The organism is Burkholderia sp. Ac-20353 (assembly GCF_017104785.1).
Lineage (GTDB): Bacteria > Pseudomonadota > Gammaproteobacteria > Burkholderiales > Burkholderiaceae > Burkholderia.
In genome coordinates this window covers 1-19,837 of the sequence record NZ_JAAGPL010000066.1, presented here as the reverse complement: position 1 = coordinate 19,837, position 19,837 = coordinate 1, and the positions used below count along the sequence as shown (strand labels likewise).

Genomic DNA, 19,837 nt, shown 5'->3' with positions numbered 1-19,837 from the left:
AAGATTATCAGATTTGCCGATTCCACATCATGCTTCGAACAGGCACAGTGATCAGCCAAACCGGCCGACATCCAGGCCCACTGGAACAGCAATGGAGTTCACATGACTGCTCGACGCGATGTGCCCGGCATCCGGGCGTACGATGGCCCCGCCGGCGGCTGGGGCGCACTTCGTGCAACGGCGGAGGCGGTCCGCACGCAGATGGAATCGCTCAAAGCACCGATCACGCTACTCAGGACCAATCAGCCTGACGGCTTCGATTGCCCCGGATGCGCATGGCCCGACAAGGAACACAAGTCCACGTTCCAGTTCTGCGAGAACGGCGCGAAAGCCGTCACGTGGGAAGCGACGACCAAACGCGTGACGCCCGAGTTCTTCGCGGCCAATACCGTGTCATCGCTGCTGCACATGTCGGACTACGAACTTGAGAACATGGGTCGGCTCACGCACCCGCTCGTCTACGATCGCGCGACTGACACGTTCCGCGCGGTCGAATGGCACGACGCGTTCGCACGCATCGGCGAGGTGCTGCGCGGCCTCGCGCCCGAGCAGGTCGAGTTCTATACGTCCGGCCGCGCGTCGAACGAGGCCGCGTATCTGTTCCAGTTGTTCGCACGCGAATACGGGACCAACAACTTCCCCGACTGCTCGAACATGTGCCACGAGCCGACGAGCGTCGGGCTGCCTCAATCAATCGGCATCGGCAAGGGAACGGTATCGCTGGACGATTTCGACGTGTGCGACCTGATCATCTCGATCGGCCATAACCCTGGAACCAACCATCCGCGCATGATGGGTACGTTGCACGAAGCCGCGCGCCGTAACGTTCCGATCATCGTGTTCAATCCGCTGCGAGAGCGTGCGCTCGAACGCTTCGCCGATCCGCAGAACGCCGTCGAGATGGCCACCTATGGGTCAACCCGCATTGCGTCGACTTACTTTCAGGTCAAGGCCGGCGGCGACGCGGCCGCGCTCAAGGGCATCATGAAGGCGCTGCTTGCGTTGGACGCCGCACAAGGTAACGTGCTGGACCGTACGTTCATCGCTGAGCACACCGAAGGCTTTGACACGTTCGCCGCCGATCTCCTGGCGACCGGCTGGGCGGACATCGAGAAGGAAAGCGGGCTCACTCGCGCGGAACTCGAACAGGTCGCCGCTGCGTATGCAAAAGCGAATGCGACCATCGTCACGTACGGGATGGGCATCACCCAGCACAACAAGGGCACCGCGAATGTTCGCCTGATCGCCGACCTGCTGCTATTGCGCGGCAACATCGGCAAGCCCGGCGCAGGCATCTGCCCGCTACGCGGTCACTCGAACGTGCAGGGCAACCGGACGGTGGGCATCACCGAAAAACCGTCCGACAGCTTCCTGCAACGGATCGAGCACGTGTTTGGCTTCAAGCCGCCACGTGCGCACGGCCACGACGCCGTCAAGGGCATGCAGGCGATGATCGATGGCGCGGCCAAGGCACTGATCTGCCTCGGCGGCAACTTCGCGGTCGCGCTGCCCGACTCCGGGCAATGCTTTCCGGCAATGGGGAGGCTCGACCTGAGCGTCCACCTCGGCACTAAACTCAATCGCTCGCATCTCCTGGTAGCGAAGGAGACTTTCGTGCTCCCCTGTCTGGGGCGCACCGAACTCGACGTGCAGGCGGGCGTCCCGCAGTCGGTCACGGTCGAGGATTCGATGTCGATGGTCCATGCGTCGTCGGGCAAGCTGACGCCGGCGTCCGATCACCTGCGCTCCGAACCCGCGATCGTCGCAGGCATCGCGCACGCGACGCTGCCGGGCAGCAAAGTCGCGTGGCTGGACCTGATCGCCGACTACGACAAGATCCGCACGTTGATCGAACGGACCATTCCGGGCTTCGAGAACTTCAACGAACGGATCAGGACCCCCGGTGGATTCCGCCTGCCGCTGCCACCGACGGAACGCAAGTGGCCGACGGCGACCGGTAAAGCGATGTTCTCGGTGTTCAGCGGCGTGGAGGAAGACGCCCCTGTTCACGGCGACGACATCCTGCGCCTCGTGACGCTGCGCAGCCACGATCAGTACAACACCACGATATACGGACTCGACGACCGCTATCGCGGCGTGTTCGGCCGACGCGACGTGCTGTTCATGAACGAGGGCGATCTGTCCGCGTGCGGGCTCGAACATGGCGATCTGGTCGACATCGAGACGGTCACGCCCGGCGGCCGGCCACTGCGCCTCGAGCAGATCACGGCGATCGCCTATGACATCGCGCCGGGATCAGTAGGCGCGTATTACCCGGAAGCGAACGTGCTTGTCCCGCTCGACTACATCGACAAGGAAAGCGGCACGCCGTCGTACAAATCGGTACCGGTTCGCGTGGTCCGGTCGGAAATGGTGTGAACCGGTGGCGAGCACCAGCGCGATGTCTTTGGGTATCGTGTGGCTGCACAGTTCGGCGGCTGGTGGAAGGGCCAACGCGTCGCGACAAATCACTTTTTCCGTCAGCGTCCGGTTCGCTGAAAAGCGCATCATCGAATCCGTGCAGGTATCCTGAAACCGATCCACCCCAAATTATCTACAAAACAGAAACCAGATACTCACTTAATCTCGCATTGAATTTTCTCGCCGTTTCGCCAGGCATGAAGTTGAATCCATGAACAGCCCCAGCCACCACCTCCATGGAAATTGGCACCCCTGCGCAACTGAGTTTCCTGGCATACTCAAGGCTTTCCTCAAGCAACAGGTCGAGACTGCCAACTGCAATGTAGGCATTTGGCAGATTATCAAAGCTCGATGCGTACGACGGCGAGTAATACTGAATTTCGATGCCCGACACCTTCTTTCCGCCAAGAAGATATTTCCACCCAAAGTCATTCAACTCGTGGGTCCACACATATTCGCCGACGTATTTGTTCTTGAACTCACCGGGATTCGCGGACGTTTTATAATCCAGCATCGGGAACATCAGCACCTGGTTTTTCGGGGTTATGTTCGTCTTGTCCCTGAGGTAATGGCACAACGAGGCAGAGAGGCCGCCGCCCGCACTCTCCCCCATCACCGTTATTCTCTCCCGGTCAATACCGAGCGCCTCCGAGTTATCATAAACCCACGATATGCCGGCAACACAGTCGTTCAGTGGCGTAGGGTATGGATTTTCAGGCGCCAACCTGTAATCCACCGCGACAACGACACAGTTCAGCTTTATAGCTGCGTCATGGTGCTCGTTATCGTATAGATCGGCGGATCCCGAAACATATCCCCCGCCATGAATATAATATATTGCAGGCAGCAAGGTATTTTTGCTTGTTTTTTGCGGCTCATATACAAGCACGCTCACATCCTCATTTACTTTGACTCTTTTCCCGAAAAACGTATCATCCACTTTCGAGCTGAACATGCGCACGGCGGCCCTTGTCGCCTCGATATCGTCCTTTGTCCGCAACCTCAAGCGAATTGGTGATTCGGTGACTGAGATTACCTGATCCTTCGCAATGAGATGACTTGAATTGCTCATATATCTGAATCCTGTGGTCATACGAGATCGCTCGGCCGTCGCGTTCAAGTTCAACTGACGCGTTTGCCGGAACCAGTCTGGCGCCGGCTGCTCCAACGCGCCAGGATTCGCGGTCCTGCGCATCGCGACTGCCGGTGTCGCACGCGTCATGCGTGTGAATGTCGTGCGTTAATGCGCAGTCATGCCGCCATCGGCAAGCCAAACCGCACCTGTAACGAATGACGCCGCAGGAGAACACAGGAAAAGCACCACGCCGGCCATTTCCTCCGGTTCCGCCGCACGCCCCATCGGACTGCTCGCCATCAACGCTTGCGTCATGGCCGGATCCCTCAGCCAGCGGTCCGTCATCGGCGTGCGGATCAGGCCCGGCGCCAGCGCATTCACGCGAATTCCCTTGGTCGCGTAGTCGAGCGCCGCCGCTTTCGTCAAGCCGATCACCCCGTGTTTCGCTGCCGCATAGGGCGCCATCCCGGGATCGGCGATCACCCCCGCGACCGAGGCCGTGTTGACGATCGCGCCGCCGCCCGTTTTGAGCATTGCGTCGATCTCGTATTTGACGCACAGGAACACGCCCTTGAGATCGACGGCGATCACCCGGTCAAAATCTTCTTCCGTCATCTCGGCGAAAGGGGCCGTTCGCGGCAAGATCCCCGCATTGTTGAAAGCGGCGTCGATCTTCCCGTAAGTCTCGACCGCCGTTGCCACAAGTGCGTGAACAGCGTCGGCGTTGCTGACATCGGTCTTCACAAAGATCGCTTCTCCACCCAACGCGTGGATTTGCTCGACGGTCTCGTTGGCGCCTTGCCCCACATCGCCAATCACAAGCCGAGCGCCGCGCTCGGCAAACGCCAGCGCCGTGGCCCGGCCGATACCCGATGCCGCTCCCGTGATCAGCACAGTCTTGCCGGAATAATCGAATTGCTCGTTGTTACCCATTTTTTAATCTCCTGCGTTAATGCAGCGCTCGCTGCCTGTCGGAAATAGCGGACGGTGACAGCCGACGCCCAAAATGTCCGCGCCTGGCTCAGACTCGCACCACCAGCTTTCCATGTGCGCGATTGCTGTCGATCCACTCGTGTGCTTCGCGCACTTCATCGAACGCGAATGCGTGTTGAAGATGCGACGGCCAGTGAGCCGCAGCGATGTCGTTGACGATCGAGCGCAGCGGCGAGTGTGTCAGCGGGAGCGCCGCCGAGCCAAGCAACTGCGCCGGGAAAAAGGCCAGCCGAACCGCCGGCGGCAGATCGGCCATCAAAATGCGCGGACCCGGATGCGAACTTCATCCGCGTTCGGCGCAATGGACGGGATGTCACGGAGCTGCAGGACTTCCGGCCCGCCGATACGGTCGATCACATAGGCTTTCAAGGCGCTTCCTTCGCAATGGAGTGGGTCTGGCCGATCGTGCAGTCGGGGTGGTGCGATCACTATGCACGCCCGGATCTCGATGTGGAATCGACAAAACTGACAACCCTCCTTTCAGATTCGAGAGGATGGTGTGAATCTGGACGCCATGCCGTTACGCATCTATTGACCACGCGCATACGCCCCTACACAGGACGCACCGCTCGATGACAGACCGCTCACTCCGGCCGGATCATTAAATCGTTCTTGACCGCGGAGACGCCGCTTACCGAACCGGCAACGGCCGCCGCCACGTCCGCCTGCCTCGCGTCCACGACCGAGCCATGCAGCGTGACCTCCCCGTGGCGCGCGATGACGGCGATATTCGTCGCGTTCAATCCCCGCGCACTGGATAGCGCCCGGATCACGGCCTTCTGCAACCTCCGGTTCTTTGCTTTCGCCACTTTCTTGTCCGGAGTGCTGGCCGGTCCAGGCGATACGGCGCCCGCAGTTTCGCCGCCCTGTGCGTATGCGCTTGTCACGGCGACAAGTGCGAGCGCAGCCACCAGCACCTTCAGATTCCTCGCGAGTTTCATCATCGTGATTTCCTCCTTCAGTCAGGCGACGCGCCATGCAAAAGAACCGCAGCGCCGCCCGGAGTGTGTCTAGAAATATTTGCGGATACCCAGCGCACCACCAAACGACGTGCCCGACACTTCGTAAAGCGCGCCGACCATCGACAAGCCGGTGTTCATCGCACCGTGGTTGTTCACCATCCCGATCTCGGCGTAAAGTGTCGTCGATTTTGACAGGTAGTAGTCCGTACCAATTGACGCAAGAAAAGAATGATTCGTCGTGTGATTCCGGTCACTCGTCAGCCATGCGCCGCCATTGATATCAAGCGTCGGCAACACGAACCAGTCGATTCCACCGCCATAGACATTGCTATCGAATGAACCGGCCACCTTGTAATTCACGAACGATGCTTTCGCGGTGAGCGAACCGAACTGGTACCCGACACCGAGCATGCGTCCGTTGAATTCGACATTGGTCGGAACCGGTGTGCTGCTCGCGCCGCCGGCGTTCCCGCTATAAAGCGCCGCGTTCAGCGTGAGGCCGCCCAAATGGTAGCGAACGCTTGCGGAATATTGCCGGCCTGCGCTGAAGTCGCCCGGCTTCCCGCCGAACGCGATCAACGCACTCACGTTGAATCCGGCAATCGTCGGACTGGTGTACGACACCGAGTTCGAGTTGAAGACGCCCGTCGCGAACACGCTGCCAACGTAATGGATCGATTCGCTGCCGAATAGCGAAAGACTGCGAGGATCGGCATCGTATACGGCGAGAAAAAACGGCGAGAACTGCAAGCCCATCTTGAGCTCGCCGGCTGAGCTGGCAAGCGATACCCAAGCCTCGCAGCCGAAAAAATTGCCGTTGCAGTGGGACAGCTCGCCACTCGTCGCGCTGATCCCGCTCTGGAGCCGGAATTTTGCCTGGATGCCGCCGCCCAGGTCCTCCGTTCCGGTCAGGCCGAACTGTGAATAGTAACGCCCGCCGTCGATCATCGAAATCTGCTTCCCGGCATTCAAGCCGGTGACGGGATCGCGTGTCTTGTTGGTATACAGCATTGCAACATCGACCACACCGAACAGCGTGACGCTACTTTGCGCATGCGCGGGACCGCAAGCTGCGGTTGCCAACAGGCAGCCGACGAATCCCAGTGCACCCTTCGTTTTCACTGACATCCTTGTCTCCGTTACCTGCCGCATGAAGTGCGGCAATATTTTCGTTATCGGTCCCGCGTCGCGCCGCCGTGCGCAATCCCGCAAGTCACGTTCGCCGCCCTCGAGCCTTCAAGCCTGCACGACCGGCGGCAAGTCACCTCCGCCGGCACCGCGTCAATACCGGCGGTCCTGGTCAGCCTCGAGCCACGGATATCGACCCGTGTCCGCGCCCGCATAGTCCGGATCCAGGTAGATGTGGCAGCGGTGGATCCGGAAGTCCCGAATCTCGAAGACATCGCACCAACGGCCAGCATGTGTGGTTCCCGCCCGCCACTGAGCACCGTTTTTCAGCTTGCCGCTCGACAGCCCCTCGACGCAGACGAGGTCACCCTGCTGGATGACATTCAGATACGAGGTTTCGTGCAAGACGCCGTCGATAATCGTCATCAGGTCGGAAAACAATTTCTCGATCTCCTGCTTGCCGCGAGCGAGACCCCATTTCGGGAAGTACACTTCCGCATGTTCGTCGAACAAATCCAGAATGTTCTCACCGCGATCGAGCCGCTTGAGGTACTCAAGGGCCAGGGCTTTCCTCTGTTCGTCAGTCATCGATCTGATTTCCATCACGTCCTCCTCCTTTTCATGGAATCGTGTAAATTGACATTTGCATTCGCACCCGTAACTGACAGCCTCGCAGGCGCGGTTTCACTTAACGACAGCACAACGACGAGTCCAACCGTCAGCGCGCCCATGCCGAGCTGCATGATGTACTGGATGCCGAAATGCTTCGCGACGTAACCTGCTACCGATGGGGCCACGCCACCACCGAACACCTCACCGACACCGATGACGAGACCGGATGCGGTTGTCATCAGTTTTGCGGGAACTGCCTCCGCACTGATCGGGCCGACCGTCAACGTAATTGCGCTGAAGACGAAAAAGATCGTGCCCAACAACCCGAAGAACAACCGTGCCGGATCTGCACCGGTTCGCGCCAGTGCCCACAGTCCGATGAACGCGCCGACCACCGAGATCACCATCACCGGCTTGCGGCCGAGACGGTCGGACAACGCCGGCATGATGAGTCCGCCCAGGGTGCCGCCCACGCCGATCGCCGACAACACGAAGCCCATCTGCTCGAGCGTCAGGTGTAGATAGTCGGTCAGATAATTCGGCATCAATGCGCTCAGCACGATCAGGCAAGTCAGCCAGCAGAGCATCCCAAGGATGTTGAGCGGCACATTGCGGTAGCGCAGGACCTCATGCCACCGATGGCTCGCGGCGTCATGCATTTCCGTATGCTGCGCGGCGTCCGTCACGCTGGTATTGCGCAGGATCTTCCAGGTCAGCACGGACAGCGCGAGCCCCGGCAGCGCGACTATCGCAAAGATCCAGTGCCACGGAACGAAATTGAGCAGTTGGGTGACGAAGATCGGCGCGATGCCGAGTCCGAGGAGCGGCAGCGTTGCTTGCTGGATCCCGATGTTGAGCCCATGCCGGGCAGGTTTCGACGCATCGAGCGTAGCTGTAATGCTCGGCGGCGTATAAGCTCCCTCGGCAAGGCCCATCACCGCGCGAATCAGCATCAGGCTGCCGACACTCCAGGCGAGACCGCTCGCACAGGCCAGAACCGAAAATGCGAGCATCGCCGGAATGATGACTTTGCGATGTCCGAAGCGGTCCGACAGGTTGCCGGCGAATATCGCGGACAAACCCCACGCAATGGACAAGGCGGCGGTAATGTGTCCGAGGTCCTGGTAATCGAGATTCAGCTCGCGCATCATCACCGGGAAGAGTGGCATGATCATGAACCGGTCGATGCCGACCAGTCCGAAGCCGAGTGACAGCAGTGTCACGATCTTCCACTCGTATGCGACATCCCAGTCAGGATCTGGTCGGTCTTCCATGTCGATGGTCTCCATTCATTGAGTTTTCACGCGCCGGTTTCATGCTCGCTAACCGTCGCCAGGGGAAATTCGAAGACGGCCCGGACGCGGGGTGCCGTCGGCAGGTCACGTCGCGCCGGCGTGTGTGCCGGGAGGCGTGCCATCGAACGCGTCCTGCAACAGTTTGCGCAACGCTTGCCGCTCGAGCGGCCGCGGGTTCCAGTACGGATTCGCGGCGGCGATGTCGGCGGCATGATCGAGGTCAGCCTCCTTCATGCCGAGCGCCTCAAGGGAAACCGGCGCGCCGTTGTCGCGCGCGAGATCGTAAAGGCCGCGCGCCGCATCATCTACGCCTATCGCACGCGCGATGCGGCGCATCGCGTCGGGCACATGGGGGGCGTTATAGGCGAGCGCGTGCGGCAGCACGACGGTATGCGTCTGCGCGTGCGGCAGATTGAAGCTGCCGCCGAGCGTGTGGCACAGCTTGTGATGCAATGCCATTCCGACGTTGCCGAGCACCATCCCGCACAGCCACGCCCCGTAGAGCGCATCGCGGCGCGCGCCAAGGTCGGCAGGGTTGCCCCGCACGCCCGGCAAACCTTGCGCAAGCGCACGGATGCCCTCTTCCGCAATCAGGCTCATCACCGGACTCGCGTTATTCGCATAGAGGCCCTCGGCCGCGTGAGCGATCGCATTGATGCCGCTTGTCACCGACAGCTCGACGGGCAGCGTCACGGTCAGTTCGGGGTCGTAGATCACCGTCTTCGGCAGCACGCGCGCGTCCGTGCCGGTACGCTTGATACCGCCGTCGGTCACGCCGTAGATCGGCGTCATTTCGCTGCCCGCATAGGTCGTCGGAATCGCGAGGATCGGCAGGCTGCTTTCGAGCGCGATCGCCTTGCCGAGCCCGACCGTCGACCCGCCGCCGATCGCGATCGCGCAATCCGCGCCGCATGCGCTCGCAAACGCGCGGGCGTCGCGGGCAATCTCCAGCGGGACATGCATCGTCGCGCGGTCGTAGAGTCCTGCCGCGCGCGAGCCGAGACGGTCGACGACGGCCAGTGCGAGCGCGCGCTGTTCCGGCGTGCACAGCACGATCGCGCGTTCGGCGCCAAGTTCCACCACCTCGCGTTCGAGATGACGCAGGCTCCCCGCACCGAAAATCACGCGTGCGGGACGCGCCTGATAGATGAAATCCACGTTGCTCTGCATGTTGCCTCCGTCATTGCATGACGTAATCGACCTGGTGGCGCGCAATGCGCACACCCGCAAGTTCATTGCGAACGCGCATGTGCTCGGGATGTGTCGCATAGCTGTCCAGCGCTTCGCGCGAATCGAATTCGGCGACGAGCACCAGATCGCACGCGTAGTCGGCCGCGCTAAAATCGGCCCCCACTTCCAGGTACGTCATCCCCGGCACGCGTCCGCGCAACCCTTCGAACGCGGCCTTCACGCGCGCTCTCGCGTGAGTGCGCTCCCGATCGGTCGCTCCGGCCACCTTCCACATCACGATGTGCCGGATCATGCGTCGTTCCTCCCCGGATTCAGGATGAAATCGAAATCGAGCGTGTAATACGGCACGTCGACGTGTGTGCCGTCAGGCGCCGTGCCAGGTGCGTGCCTGGCCCAGTCGGCGATGAGCGTCGAACGCACGCCGAAGACCGCGTCGGAATCGAGATAGCGGTCGCCGTCGCGAAAGACATGCGTGATCAGGCGTTCATAGCCAGCAGCCTGGATCATGAAATGCAGGTGCGCGGGCCGCCACGGGTGACGGCCGAGCGCGTCCAGGAGCACACCCACCGGGCCGTCGTGCGGGATCGGATACGATTCGGCGAGGATCGAGCGAAACGCGAAGCGTCCGTCAGCATCCGTGCGCAGCCGACCGCGCGCGCGATGCGCGACCGGGTCGCCGTCGCCAGCCGGCAGTTGTACGTCGTAATGCCCGTCCTGATCCGCCTGCCAGACTTCGAGCAACGCATTTTCGACCGGCGTACCGTCGAGTGCGCGCACGTGCCCGCTGACGAAACACGGTTCGCCGCACGCGCCGTTCGAGATGTCGTCGAACTGGTCGTACACCGGGCTGCCTTCGACGTAGAAGGGCCCAAACACTGTAGCTTCAGTGCATCCCGCAGGTTTCGCATGGTTCTGCGCGATGACGAGCGTCGATAGACCGAGTACGTCGGACAACAAGATGAACTCCTGACGCTTGTCGTCGGTGATGTGGCCCACTGCCGTCAGGAACCCGATCGCCGTCTGCCATTCGGCTTCGGTCAGTTTCGTGTCACGTGCGAACGAATGCAGATGCTGAACGAGGCTCGTCATGATGGTGCGTAGCCGATCGTCACGACAGCCTCCGAGCGAGGCAATGACAGCCTGCGTAATCGTGTCTTCGTTCAGGTTTCGCATGTTCGTTGTCTCCGGGTGATATTCAATCGACTGAAGGGACGCTGCCAATTCATTCTGAGAAATGTAAACAGGTACGTTCTTGAAATAATCAGCGCGCATGGAATTTGAGATCGACGGGTTTCATGTCGAACAGGCGATCGCATCAGAAAGCAGACCGGGCCGACCAAGAAGCAACCACATCCGGTCAAGATCGCCCTGCGCCCTGGCAGTCCGCACGGCAGTGCTCGAAATGCGATCGCCGAACGCCTTTACATCGCGCTGGGTTTCAATATCAAAGCCCAACGCACGACCGGCCTCGCTTAACATCGCAAGATCACCCCGTCTCCTCGCACCGAAGCGAAAGTCCTCGCCTACAAGAAGCCATTGCACGCCCAAACCTTTCACGAGAACCCGTGATACAAACAGCTCAGCCGACATGTTGGCCATGTGGCTATCGAATGGGCAAACATAGAGTCGGTCGACGCCATATCGCTCCAGCAGGGCCGCCTTTTCGCTCAGCGTGGTGAGTCTTCGCGGTGCGATTTCGGGAAACAGATATTCTCGTGGGTGTGGCTCGAACGTCAGTACGCATGCAGGCAGGTCTCTCGATTTGGCCTGACATTTCAACTTGTCTATCATTGCCTGATGGCCAAGATGAACGCCATCAAAGTTGCCAATCGTGAGTGCCAACGGTCCGTCTGGACTTGTCGGCAAGGTGTCAACGATCTTCATAAGTTGCTCCAGGACCATCTTCAGGGATAACTCGGCGTCGAACCCGAGAGACGGCAGCAATGCTTGAGCGCCGTTGTTGCCGTGAGGCGAAGCATCCCCCAAAATTCAGTTCGTCATGCTACGAAAGCGGGAAGCTCACTTCCACCCAAAGTTTCTCGCCCTGCGGACGATTGCGTACGGCGAATTCATGCTGGTACTTGAACACGATTCCAGCTGCCGGTGACCACATGTACCGCAGTTGCGGCCCTATAGCGACCGCCTGTCCGCGAAAACCACCGTCCGGAACCGGGACGCCGTTCACGGTGTCGTCGGTAACCTGCTTCAGAAAATATCCCTGCAAACCGAGCTGAACCTTGTTGTTCAACGAATAGCCGACGAGATAATCCAGGGTTCCAACCACGCCCGAGTGATAGTGCGTGGCAGAATTCGGCGAGTGTATTTCGACAAGTGTTGTCGTCGAGATCTCCCACGCGGGAGTGGGAAACCACGTCGCACTGATGTAAGGCATCAGCGCATACGTGTTCAATCCGGTATTGGCCACGCGGTTCACGGAATACGCTCCACTTGGCACCGCAACGTCGGTGGCAAAAAATGCAAAGAATGTGTGCGACGGATTCGTATAGTTGATCAGCCAGGGTTGAAGAATGACGTCCCCAAGCGCGGTCCGATTACCCGTTCCTCCAGGCGTGGTCACGTGCAGATGGAATACCGGGGCAATCACACCACTGGAGACACTGAATGGACCAAAAGTCGTGCCCCACGTATGGACGACTCTCGGCGCATCGACAAACGCATCGAGGTGAAACCCGGGAATCAGATTTTGTCCGTTAGATCCAGCAAACTTGTTCGCAAAGTAATAGAGCGTGTAGTTATAGAATTGAGTGGCGCCAGGCGGAGGCAGCACACCGTTCAGAACAGTATTGACGCCGACGGGATAGCTGATCAGGCCGTTCTCGGTCGCATCCGCGCTTGAATTCAGAAACAGCAGAATCGCTATCATCGAAGACAGCAGTTTTCTAACATGCCTCAGCATCCTCCCTCCCTTCCATTACATAGGTGTACTTATATAATCATCGGGAACGTGCACCACGTACCCAGCATCCCCGCCCCCGAGACTCGCTGCGCGAAAGCTATTCGACGCGCAGGAAATCGCTCACTGCGGCCACTGTTTCGGCAAGTTTCTCCACTTGTGGAATGTGACCGCAGGCATCTATGACAGCGGCTCTGGACTCCAGGAGTCGAGCCTGCCATTCGTCGACATATCCGACCGGAACCAGCCTGTCTTCCCGTCCCCATACCAGCAGGACCGGTTTAGTGATCCGATGCAGCCTTGTGGCAAGGCCTCGGTCGGGGATAGGCCAGGCGAACTTCCCAGTACAGCCGAAAGCCCAAACCCGCGCCGCGATGGCAGCCGCCGCCAAATCGGGATCGTCAGGCAGTGCAAGCATGGACTGTGCAGCCGGACTCTCTGGATCGTGGAACAGCAGCGACGGAAGTTCATCTGCCCGAGCGGAAATCCAGTCCCCAACGGGCAAGTCTTCGCGCCACAGGCCAACAGGATCTAGCAGCACGACCCGGGAGGCGAGGTTGGGAAAGGCCGCCGCAAGTTCTGCTGCAAGCATGCCTCCGAATGACTGGCCAATCAGTATGGGCTTGACGAGCCCCAAGGAGCGGATGACCTCCTCGTACACAAGCACGATGTCGCCAAGCGAATTGATCGAATGAATCGCATAGGGGTCACCCGCGCTCGTGCCGGGAAACTCGGGAGCATAGACAGTGAAGTTTTCAGACAGCCAGGACAGAAATGGATCCCAGCCAAGTCCAGCCGACGGATGCATGTAGACGACCGGTTGTCCCGCACCCGCGACCTTTACGCGCATGTTGATGCGACCACCCCACACGCGCAGTGTCCGTTCAGTGATGTCCGGACCAGCAGCCCGGGTTGACGTATTCATGGAACAGTCTCCTTTTAACATGTGTGCTCTAAAGCCAACTCACGACCTTAACGGCCTGGTTTCTGCGTTGCCGAACCGCCGACGGTTGCGCGCGTGCCATTGGTAACCGGGCCTGGTCGCCCACCGAGCTTTGCCGGCCACCAGTGATGTTCGTGGTCCGAATCTTTCCAGATGTCGCGCAGGTAGGGCGCGACTTCCTTTGCGAACAGTTCGACGTTCTTGATGGCAAGGTGCCGAGGGAGGGATCCGAATGTCAACATGGCGTGGAGATTCCCGATGCCGTATAGCTTGATGTATTCGGCCAATTGTTCGCGTACCGTTGCCGGGCTGCCGGCAATCACGCAACCAGCATTGACGAGGTCACGATAGGAGGCGTCGCGCAACTTTTCGACCATCCCGAAGTCACCGGGGTCTTTGATCAGTGCTTCAACACCCTTGATATCGATGCCTCCCGGCAACCCCAGCTTTTCGATCGGGATGGCCCCCAGGCCTTTTCGGAATCCGTACTCCAGATGTTGCGCGTAGTCGATCTCTGCCTGCGCGTCGGTTTCTGCTACTGCAATGGTCTGCACGAATCCCATCCGAAAGGGATTGCGAGCTACGCCGAGCTGGTCGGCGGTTTCCCAAAAACGGTCAAAGATCCGCTTGCCGGTCAGCTTCGCCCCAAACCAGCTCAGGTAGTTGAACGCCATATTGCGTTCCAGGCACATCTGCATCGTTCGGGGATTGCCGGTGCCCGTGATATAGACCGGGATATTTTCCTGTAAGGGCCTCGGCCAGATGTTGACTGTCGCGTGCTGACTGAATCGTCCGTTGAACGGGAATGGCTCTTGTTCCGTCCACGTCCGCAGAATCAGTTCGAGCCCTTCGTCGAAACGGGGCCGAATGTCGATTGGCGCTATGCCATTGTTGATCGCCGCGTCGTACGACAAGCCGATCGGGAACCCCGCCACAAGTCGGCCGCCGCTGATTACGTCGATCATCGCGTATTCCTCGGCGACGCGAAGCGGTTCGCGGGCCTTACCGAGCGAGCGACCCATAGGAATGATGGCGACCGGAATGTTTTCCGACTCGGTCATATAAGCCAGCGCACTGGCAATGAGGTCTGGATTCGGGACGATGTCGTACGCCGACTGGCTGTGTTCCGTTACAGCGAGGCCATCGAATCCGGCTCGCGCGGCGACCATCAGCACATCGAGGAAGTCTCGAACGTCCGCGTAAATGCCATCTCGATTGGTCAGGGAGTACGGGGTGCTGCATACCGACTCGTATTGGTGTTCGAAGTCTGCGGGCAACCCCCGATACGCCGCTTGGGAAAACAGACTGATTTTCATCTCTGCTCCTGTGATGGTCTTGACTGTTGAGTAGTGCTTATGCCAGGTCAGCCGAGTTCGGCCCCATGGTGGCCCGACTGGCGACACCGTGCCGGGCTGGCGCCGGCCGATCATCTTGACGGAATGCGAGTGGTCAACTGACCAACGGAAGACCCATGCTCATGAACCGCCCGTCACTGAATGCAAGTGGGTCTCCATCGCGCAAGATGCTCGATGTCACCTCGCCGACGACCAGCACATGGTCACCCCCGTCGTACTGCCGCCATGGCTTGCACTGAAAGACAGCAATTGCATCGGCAAGAGCAGGTGTTGTGTCCGACGCGCCGTCGTCGTTCCAGACCAGTTCGATGCCGTCCTTGCACCGACCTGCAAAGTGCGAAGCGATATCGACCTGATCGGATCGGAGAACATTGATGGCGAAAGGCTGCGCATCAATAGCGGCGCACGTGCGGGACGACCGGGCAACCGAGATCAGCACGAGTGCAGGATCGAGGGATACCGAGGTAAACGAATTCATCGTCGCGCCACGCGGACCTTCAGCAGTGCGGTAAGTCACCACGGTTACGCCTGTCAGAAAGCGGCCGAAGCATCTGCGCAGATCTTGCGCATGCGTCTGAGTGTTCACGTCTGTGTCTCCATATGTTTCTCGCGCCACAGCAGAGCTTTGGGAAATGACGCTTCTGGTGCATCAATGTAGTAATCGATGGACGTTCACGCACCTGCATAAAGGAAGGTGACGTGCAATGTTCGAGCTGACTTCGACAGGTGTCGTTGACGCAGCGCCCGCGCGTCACGGGTGACGGGTGCCACTAGGTGTTTTCCCTCGGCGATCCCATCGATCCGTTTTCGACTTCCGGACGATAGGCCTCCAAAGAAGGCGAACGCGACAAACCTATCTTTAGATAGGAACCTGAATGCAGGCACGCGTGTATGCTTTTGTGAGGAGACGAGAAACCAAATGACCGGAAGCTTGCTTGCGAGCGGCTATAAGGTCGGAGCAGGAGGACGAAGATGCAACCCGTGGTCGCGACCCGGCTACGCCCGCCAACGAGAGCAGGTGCCGCGGTACCGCGAGAGGTACTGCCAACGGCGCTGGCACACTTGCGTATGCGCCGATTGCTGCTTGTGCGCGCACCAGCCGGTTATGGCAAGAGCCTGTTGATGGCACAGCTATATGACGCGCTGCGTGCCGAAGGGGAAGCGGCCGTGGGGTGGACCAGCGTGGGGGAGATTGGCGCATCCCTTGCCGAAGTCGCGATGCATTGTGCAGCGGCCCTTGCCAAAATCGCGCCTGGTCTCGACAGCGCGATGCAGACCCTGTTCGAAGCGCAGCGCAACGTATCGCCGGAAACGATCGCCGCGATGTTGTGCAACGAACTGGAGAACGCTGAAGGCGATGGTTTCCTCTTTGTCGATGACCTTCATGCCATTGCCGGAACGCCCGGCGAACGGCTGTATGAGTGCTTACTGCGCGACGCACCGCAACGGATGCACTTTGCGATAGCAAGCCGGACAGAACCTGGCTTCAGCGTCGCACGGTTACGCGCCCGCGGCGAGCTCGGCGAGATCGACTCGACCACGCTCAGGTTCTCGGTCCACGAAGCTCATCTGTTCTTCAAGAGCAGCAACGCGAGTCCACCAAGCGCCAGGCTGGTCGAACTCGCGTGCGAAAAGACGGAAGGCTGGGCTGCAGGACTCCAGTTGGTCTCGCTATCTGTAGGCAGCGGCGATAACTGGGACGAGCGACTTCACGCCCTTTCCGGTAGCAACCGTTCTGTCGGCGCGTTTCTCGCCGACGACGTTTTCTCGGCGCAAAGTGAAGACGTCCAACGCTTTCTGCTCGAGTCGTCGGTTCTCCGGCAGTTCTGCTATACGTTGTGTGACGACGTGGGGCAACGCAACGATAGCCGGGCTATCATCAAGCAGCTCCAGCGACAGGGCCTGTTTATCTTTTCGCTCGATGAAGAAGAAAATTGGTATCGGTATCACCATCTTTTCTCGCAATTCCTGCAGAAACGACTGAGCGAAAGCAGTCAAACCCGGTTATATGCGCTACACCGGCGGGCAGCCCATTGGTTCTGCACCAATGGAATGCTGGACGACGCGATGTTCCATGCCGTCTCGTCTGGCGACTTCGGGTATGCCGCGAGCATTCTCGACGAAGCATGTAACGACCTTTTTTACCAGGGCAAGCTTCTGTCACTCATGGCGTGGGTCAAGCAGATTCCGGAGTGCGTGCTCAATGAATACCCAAAGATACAGCTCATTCGTGCCTGGAACTTGACGCTCGAATGGCGCTTCGACGAAGCCGGATGCGTTCTGAACTCGGTACTCAAGTGTATTCGCGCGTCGGTCGAGAAAGAGTCGCTCACGCCTGAAGCTGCCGCGCGGCTTTTCCAGATTTACCAGCATCGAAAAATGATGCTTGCGCATTTTTCCGATGACATGTGCACAGTAGAACGAATGTGTCCTGAGCTGCTCGTCGATTTCCCGGACGATGACCCATATCTCCTCGGCAGCGTCGAGTTGTGTCTTCTTTGCGCTCGGCGTGAGCTGTATCACCTCGAGGCCATCGATCGCCTCGACATGGCGGCCCGTGGTTTTTTCGAGCGCGCCAACAGCCAGTTCGTTCTTGTCTGGCATGAAAGCATACTGGGACCCGCCCTGATTCAGCGCGGCGATGTTGCGAAGGCTGCGAGTGGATACCGATCTGCGGTCGATATTGCGCACGGAATCGCCGGACATGCCAGCCCATTGGGCGCAATGCCCGCGGTCCTGCTTGCCGAGCTGCTGATGGATTGCGGCCAATACGATGTATCGAGATCCCTGTGGGACCAGTATCTGCCTCTTTGCGACGAACTGGGCCTCGTCGACCATCTTATTGCCGCCTATGTCGGACGTGCAAGACTGGCGTCGGTATACGAAGAAAACGAGACAGCCGAATCATTGTTGGCGCATGCCACGCGATTTGCCTCGGCGAAATCCTTCGACCGTCTTTTCTGGCATGTGACTGCAGAAAAAATCAGGCGGGCGGCGCAAAACAACGATGTCGATGGCGCGCTGCGGATCGCCAATGAAGCCAAACTTCCTCGCGACGCAACATCTCTGTACCCGTCCGATCAAACCACGACGAAAACCGAGGCGATGGCTATCGCATGGATCAGGCTGGCTTTGGCGCGCGGCTTCGCAAAGGAGGCCGAAGCACTGGCAAAGCGGTGGATCGCGTTCGCACTGCCACGTTCTTGCCTGCGTACCGAGATTCGCATGCGCATTCTACTTGCCGCGTCGAAGCTGGCCTCTGCAGATACGCGTGGAGCGACGAGAGCATTGATCGACGCACTTGCGCATGCGGTGCCACGGGGAATTGTCCTGCCGTTCCTTGAAGAAGGTGACGCGGTCAAGCGGGCGCTCGCTGCGATCTTTGACATCCCGGACAATCTTCAGTCCGACGTCGAGTTTTCTGATGCCCTTCGGCAGGCTTATGCGGCGGGATCCGAGCGTGTCTTGCTGCGTCCACGCGTTGCGGTGGAACCGGCAGCTTCTCTGCCACCTGCAACTGACGGGAAGCTGTCACAACGGGAAATCGATATTCTCGAATTCGTCTCGCAAGGATTGCAAAACAAGGAGATCGCGGACCGGCTCGGCCTTGCCGAAGGGTCAGTCAAATGGTACATGCAGCAGATCTACGCCAAACTTGGCGTTAGACGGCGATTGAATGCGTACCAGAGGGCGAAAGCGTTGGGGTTAGTCCGATAGTCGTCGGTACCCCGTTGCGGTGATTTCGGATCGATGGCGACGAGCTTTGCGCCGCCCGCTACCGGGCTGGGAAAATTCATCGCTCGCCGTCGTCGACATCGGGCACACCTCGCTTCGACTCAAAGCCGGTAGTGGGCAGCCATACTACAACGCAGCCACGATTCCGGGCAGCTCTTCGAACAGGTCGCCGACAAGACCGTAGTCGGCCACGCTGAAGATCGGTGCTTCGGGATCCTTGTTGATCGCGACGATCACCTTCGAATCCTTCATGCCGGCCAGGTGCTGGATCGCACCCGAGATACCGACCGCGATGTACAGCTGCGGCGCGACGATCTTGCCGGTCTGGCCGACCTGGTAGTCGTTCGGCACGTAGCCGGCGTCGACTGCGGCGCGCGATGCGCCGAGTGCCGCGCTTAGCTTGTCCGCCAGCGGCTCCAAAACCTTCGTGTAGTTCTCGCCGCTACCAAGACCGCGGCCGCCCGACACGATGATGCTGGCGCTCGTCAGTTCCGGACGGTCCAGCTTCGTCACTTCACGGCTGACGAACTGCGACTTGCCTGCGTCTGCCGCCGCTTCGATCTTCGCGACCGCTGCGCTGCCGCCTTCTGCGGCTACCGGGTCGAAGCCCGTCGAACGCACCGTGATCACCTTGATCGCGTCGCTCGACTGCACCGTCGCGATCGCGTTGCCTGCATAGATCGGGCGCTCGAACGTGTCGGCCGAATCGACCGCCGTGATGTCCGAAATCTGCGCGACGTCCAGCTTCGCGGCGATGCGCGGCGCGATGTTCTTGCCGTAGGCGGTGGCCGGCGCGAGGATGTGCGAATAGTCCTTCGCGATGTTCAGTGCGGTCGCTTCGACGTTTTCCGCGAGGCCCGCTTCGAGTTGCGGCGCGTCAGCCAGCAGCACCTTCGAAACGCCAGCAATCTTCGCTGCTGCATCGGCAGCCGCCTGCGCGTTGTTACCCGCGACCAGCACGTGGATGTCGCCGCCGACGAATTTGCCAACCTCGGTGGCAGCCGCCACCGTGTTCAGCGTCGCCGCCTTGATCGACGCGTTGTCGTGTTCCGCAATAACCAGAATCGTCATTTCTATCCGCTCCCTCTTACAGCACCTTGGCTTCGGTCTTCAGCTTCTCGACCAGCGTCTTCACGTCCGGCACCTTCACGCCGGCTGCGCGCTTCGGCGGCTCCGCCACCTTCAGCGTCTTCAGACGCGGCGTGACGTCCAC

The 19,837-nt window shown here is 59.7% G+C and carries 18 protein-coding genes and 1 pseudogene; 2 read left to right on the top strand and 17 right to left on the bottom strand.

The annotated features are described in order from the left end of the window. Positions 1-102 precede the first annotated feature (102 nt). A complete protein-coding gene (locus tag G3N94_RS19925; RefSeq protein ID WP_205794299.1) occupies positions 103-2,379 on the top strand; it encodes an FdhF/YdeP family oxidoreductase in 2,277 nt (758 codons plus the stop codon). A 175-nt stretch (positions 2,380-2,554) separates the two neighbouring features. Here G3N94_RS19925 and G3N94_RS19920 read toward each other — a convergent pair whose 3' ends face one another. From G3N94_RS19920 to G3N94_RS19850, 15 genes are all read right to left on the bottom strand, one after another. After that, entirely contained in the window at positions 2,555-3,493 is a 939-nt protein-coding gene (locus G3N94_RS19920) for an alpha/beta hydrolase (RefSeq protein ID WP_205794298.1), read from the bottom strand. 168 nt (positions 3,494-3,661) lie between these two features. After that, the gene (locus G3N94_RS19915; protein WP_205794297.1) at positions 3,662-4,429 is read right to left on the bottom strand and encodes an SDR family oxidoreductase; all 768 of its coding nucleotides are present in this window, start codon (positions 4,427-4,429) and stop codon (positions 3,662-3,664) included. An 88-nt stretch (positions 4,430-4,517) separates the two neighbouring features. Beyond that, positions 4,518-4,745 (bottom strand): zinc-binding dehydrogenase, encoded by a 228-nt coding sequence (locus tag G3N94_RS19910; RefSeq protein ID WP_205794296.1) that lies wholly within the window; start codon positions 4,743-4,745, stop codon positions 4,518-4,520. A 328-nt stretch (positions 4,746-5,073) separates the two neighbouring features. Further along, positions 5,074-5,433: a BON domain-containing protein gene (locus tag G3N94_RS19905; RefSeq protein WP_241021955.1), complete on the bottom strand. Its 360-nt coding sequence runs from the start codon at positions 5,431-5,433 to the stop codon at positions 5,074-5,076. Positions 5,434-5,499: 66 nt separating this feature from the next. Continuing rightward, positions 5,500-6,579, bottom strand: a complete 1,080-nt coding sequence (locus G3N94_RS19900; RefSeq protein WP_205794295.1) for a porin — start codon at positions 6,577-6,579, stop codon at positions 5,500-5,502. A 153-nt stretch (positions 6,580-6,732) separates the two neighbouring features. Continuing rightward, entirely contained in the window at positions 6,733-7,182 is a 450-nt protein-coding gene (locus G3N94_RS19895; protein WP_205794294.1) for a nuclear transport factor 2 family protein, read from the bottom strand. Continuing rightward, positions 7,182-8,480 carry an MFS transporter gene (locus G3N94_RS19890; RefSeq protein ID WP_241021954.1) on the bottom strand — a complete coding sequence of 433 codons (1,299 nt, stop codon included), beginning with the start codon at positions 8,478-8,480 and terminating at the stop codon, positions 7,182-7,184. Before G3N94_RS19890 ends, G3N94_RS19895 begins: the two co-directional genes overlap by 1 nt. Before the next feature lie 90 nt (positions 8,481-8,570). Continuing rightward, positions 8,571-9,656: a maleylacetate reductase gene (locus G3N94_RS19885; RefSeq protein WP_241021953.1), complete on the bottom strand. Its 1,086-nt coding sequence runs from the start codon at positions 9,654-9,656 to the stop codon at positions 8,571-8,573. 10 nt (positions 9,657-9,666) lie between these two features. Further along, positions 9,667-9,969, bottom strand: a complete 303-nt coding sequence (locus G3N94_RS19880) for a Dabb family protein (protein WP_205794293.1) — start codon at positions 9,967-9,969, stop codon at positions 9,667-9,669. Continuing rightward, positions 9,966-10,850, bottom strand: a complete 885-nt coding sequence (locus tag G3N94_RS19875) for an intradiol ring-cleavage dioxygenase (RefSeq protein WP_205794292.1) — start codon at positions 10,848-10,850, stop codon at positions 9,966-9,968. The genes G3N94_RS19880 and G3N94_RS19875 overlap by 4 nt, the downstream gene beginning before the upstream one ends. Before the next feature lie 120 nt (positions 10,851-10,970). Beyond that, positions 10,971-11,561 (bottom strand): hypothetical protein, encoded by a 591-nt coding sequence (locus G3N94_RS19870; RefSeq protein ID WP_205794291.1) that lies wholly within the window; start codon positions 11,559-11,561, stop codon positions 10,971-10,973. A gap of 118 nt (positions 11,562-11,679) precedes the next feature. Then, a complete protein-coding gene (locus tag G3N94_RS19865) occupies positions 11,680-12,561 on the bottom strand; it encodes a transporter (RefSeq protein ID WP_205794290.1) in 882 nt (293 codons plus the stop codon). 130 nt (positions 12,562-12,691) lie between these two features. Beyond that, positions 12,692-13,516, bottom strand: coding sequence for an alpha/beta hydrolase (locus G3N94_RS19860; RefSeq protein WP_205794289.1), 825 nt, complete (start codon positions 13,514-13,516; stop codon positions 12,692-12,694). A 47-nt stretch (positions 13,517-13,563) separates the two neighbouring features. Beyond that, complete coding sequence (locus G3N94_RS19855) at positions 13,564-14,850, bottom strand: LLM class flavin-dependent oxidoreductase (protein WP_205794288.1); 1,287 nt, start codon at positions 14,848-14,850, stop codon at positions 13,564-13,566. A 133-nt stretch (positions 14,851-14,983) separates the two neighbouring features. Further along, positions 14,984-15,475, bottom strand: a complete 492-nt coding sequence (locus tag G3N94_RS19850) for a flavin reductase family protein (protein ID WP_205794287.1) — start codon at positions 15,473-15,475, stop codon at positions 14,984-14,986. A 386-nt stretch (positions 15,476-15,861) separates the two neighbouring features. Here G3N94_RS19850 and G3N94_RS19845 point away from each other — a divergent pair, with 386 nt between their 5' ends. Then, positions 15,862-18,606 (top strand): LuxR C-terminal-related transcriptional regulator, encoded by a 2,745-nt coding sequence (locus G3N94_RS19845; protein WP_205794286.1) that lies wholly within the window; start codon positions 15,862-15,864, stop codon positions 18,604-18,606. A 144-nt stretch (positions 18,607-18,750) separates the two neighbouring features. Here G3N94_RS19845 and G3N94_RS19840 read toward each other — a convergent pair whose 3' ends face one another. Next, complete coding sequence (locus G3N94_RS19840; RefSeq protein ID WP_205794285.1) at positions 18,751-19,695, bottom strand: FAD-binding protein; 945 nt, start codon at positions 19,693-19,695, stop codon at positions 18,751-18,753. A gap of 16 nt (positions 19,696-19,711) precedes the next feature. Then, positions 19,712-19,837, bottom strand: a pseudogene (locus tag G3N94_RS19835) (electron transfer flavoprotein subunit beta/FixA family protein); the annotation flags it as partial.